At 52.2% G+C, this 1,223-nt stretch carries 1 rRNA gene; it reads left to right on the top strand.

Going from position 1 to position 1,223, the window contains the following annotated elements:
• Positions 1–1,223, top strand: a 23S ribosomal RNA gene (locus AC0YN4_RS31795); the annotation flags it as partial.

The following is a 1,223-nucleotide window of genomic DNA, read 5'->3' as shown; positions in this document are numbered from 1 at the left end:
TAGACGAAGAGGTCTGGAAAGGCCCGCTATAAGAGGTAAAAGCCCTGTAGTCCAAAGTCAGCACTCTCCGAGACGTACCCTGAGTACCGCGAGACACGTGAAACCTCGTGGGAATCCGGCAGGACCATCTGCCAAGGCTAAATACTCCCTAGCGACCGATAGTGAAGCAGTACCGTGAGGGAAAGGTGAAAAGCACCGCGGAAGCGGAGTGAAAAAGAACCTGAAACCGTGCGCTTACAAAAAGTCAGAGCCCTCTATATGGGTGATGGCGTGCCTTTTGTAGAATGAACCGGCGAGTTACGTTCCCATGCAAGGTTAAGGTGAAGAGCCGGAGCCGCAGCGAAAGCGAGTCTGAATAGGGCGACATAGTATGTGGACGTAGACCCGAAACCGTGTGATCTACCCCTGTCCAGGGTGAAGGTGCGGTAACACGCACTGGAGGCCCGAACCCACGAATGTTGAAAAATTCGGGGATGAGGTGGGGGTAGCGGAGAAATTCCAATCGAACTCGGAGATAGCTGGTTCTCCCCGAAATAGCTTTAGGGCTAGCCTCGGAGTCAAGAGTCGTGGAGGTAGAGCACTGATTGGGTGCGGGGCCCGCCAAGGGTTACCAAGTCCAGTCAAACTCCGAATGCCATGTACTTATATCCGGGAGTCAGACAGTGAGTGCTAAGATCCATTGTCAAGAGGGAAACAGCCCAGACCATCAGCTAAGGTCCCCAAGTGTGTGTTAAGTGGGAAAGGATGTGGAGTTGCAAAGACAACCAGGATGTTGGCTTAGAAGCAGCCACCATTTAAAGAGTGCGTAATAGCTCACTGGTCGAGTGACTCTGCGCCGAAAATGTAACGGGGCTAAACACACCACCGAAGCTATGGATTGATGTCTTTGACATCAGTGGTAGGGGAGCGTTGAATATACGTTGAAGTCAGACCGTAAGGACTGGTGGAGCGTATTCAAGTGAGAATGCCGGTATGAGTAACGAAAAGACAAGTGAGAATCTTGTCCGCCGAAAGACTAAGGATTCCTGAGGAAGGCTCGTCCGCTCAGGGTAAGTCGGGACCTAAGGCGAGGCCGAAAGGCGTAGTCGAAGGACAACAGGTTGATATTCCTGTACCACCGTAAGCCGTTATGAGCAATGGGGTGACGCAGAAGGATAGTGACGCGAGCTGATGGAATAGCTCGTCCAAGCAGTGAGGCTTGTGTGTAGGCAAATCCGCACACT

The organism is Paenibacillus sp. J22R3 (genome assembly GCF_056269305.1).
Note: the sequence above shows the minus strand (reverse complement) of the source record. Positions and strands in the feature narration are given on the sequence as shown.